The sequence below is a fragment of the Saccharopolyspora elongata genome, assembly GCF_004348985.1.
In the GTDB taxonomy this organism is placed as follows: domain Bacteria; phylum Actinomycetota; class Actinomycetes; order Mycobacteriales; family Pseudonocardiaceae; genus Saccharopolyspora; species Saccharopolyspora elongata.
This window is the reverse complement of the sequence record NZ_SMKW01000212.1, coordinates 1-1,523: the sequence shown is the minus strand read 5'-3', so window position 1 is coordinate 1,523 and position 1,523 is coordinate 1. Positions and strand designations below refer to the sequence as shown.

Sequence of the window (1,523 nt, the reverse complement as noted above, 5' to 3'; positions counted from 1 at the left end):
CAGCTTGTCCAGCAGCTCGGGAATGCCTTCGTACGGGCGGCTGTCCAGTGCGCCGTTCTCGGCGTAGTCCGCTCGATAGACCTGGAGGGCACGCCTGGCGGTCGGTTCGTCGAGACCGAGCACGTTCCGGAAGGACTCGTACATCGGAGGCCCGATGAAGGTGCGCAGCACGGCCGCCTCGGGAATATCAGCGCCAACCGCTTGCAGGGCTGCCACGACGCTAATGGTGATGCCGGGGGCGGAGTCCACCAGGGTGCCATCGAGATCGAGCAGTAGGCAGGTGGGCTTCAAGGGGGTCATCTCGCTCCTTGTGCGGCTGTGCTGATGCCTGGCGCGACCTGCGGGGGAGCAGGCGCTCGTGGGGACGCAGATCTGCCGTGCGCAGGCCTCCGTCAGATCGACCGGGCGGTTGCCGTGCCCAGGGGCGAGGAGCCAGCGGGCAGCGGGGCGCGGGGGATACGTCGATGGTAAAGCGGGATACCCGAAAGACAAACCGTCAATAACAACAACCATGGTTTAGATTAGCCTAATGGATCTGCACCAGCTCAGGGTGCTTCGCGAGCTTGCCGACCACGGCAGCATCGCGGCGACCGCGCGGGCGCTATCGGTCACCCCGTCAGCGGTTTCGCAAGTGCTGACAGCGTTGCAACGCCAGTTCGTCGCGCCGCTCACGCACAAGCGCGGTCGTTCAGTCGAACTCACGGAGGCTGGTCGGGCATTGGCGAACGCTGCCGTGTCGGTGGCCTCCGCAATGGCCCGGGCCCAGGTGGCCGTCGAGGAGTACCTCGAGGACCTGTCAGTGATCGTCCGAGTCTCCGGATTTCACAGCGCCGCGGTCACGTTCTTCCCCGCGCTGGCCACGAGGTCGAACGAGACCGACCACCCTCCGGTGGAATGCGTCGACGAGGACGTGGCCCGGGAAGCGTTCCCCGCGCTTACTGCGTCGTACGACATCGTCATCGCCCACCGGATGAGCCACACACAGCCATGGCCCTCCCAGCGACTGTCCGTGGTGCCGCTGTTACTGGAGCCGATGGACGTGGCGATGCGTGTTGATCATCCCCTGGCCCAGCATGATTCGCTCAGCCCGGCCCATCTCGTCGACGAATCGTGGGTGTCCACGCATCCCGGGTTCTCGCCCGCCGACATGCTGGATGCGATCGCGGCGTCGGCGGGTCGGCCAATGCGGGTGGTACACCGGATCAACGATTTCACGACCGCCGCGGCGATGGTCGCCCACGGCAATCTCCTGGCGTTGCTCCCGCGCTACACGGCCCGGCCACCGGGCGGATCCGCCGTGGTCCTGCGGCCGCTCACCGGGATCCGCGCGGTCCGCAACGTCGACGTCCTCGCTCGTCCGGAACAGACAAAACGGCGGGCGGTTTCCGTCGTGCTGGACTCCCTGCAGCAGATCGCCAACTCGCTGGTCGAATCAGTCGATGCTCACTCGGCGAGCTGATGGCGCCAGGTGCGCCACGAGGCCGGGCCCCAACCATCTCCGAACTCCGGGGATCTCTCGACGG

At 66.6% G+C, this 1,523-nt stretch carries 2 protein-coding genes; one reads left to right on the top strand and one right to left on the bottom strand.

Annotation, left to right across the window (positions count from 1 at the left end; all coding sequences use genetic code 11):
• Positions 1-300: HAD hydrolase-like protein (locus E1288_RS46350; RefSeq protein WP_165968645.1), on the bottom strand; the 300-nt coding region annotated here is incomplete at its 3' end.
• Between the two features lie 229 nt (positions 301-529).
• Between E1288_RS46350 and E1288_RS46345 the strand changes: the two genes are divergently transcribed.
• Complete coding sequence (locus E1288_RS46345; protein ID WP_132495707.1) at positions 530-1,459, top strand: LysR family transcriptional regulator; 930 nt, start codon at positions 530-532, stop codon at positions 1,457-1,459.
• The last annotated feature ends 64 nt before the right edge of the window (positions 1,460-1,523 follow it).

Excerpts from the sequence above, each read along its gene's own strand:
- E1288_RS46345 (WP_132495707.1), top strand. The coding sequence starts at position 530 with ATGGATCTGCACCAGCTCAGGGTGCTTCGCGAGCTTGCCGACCACGGC.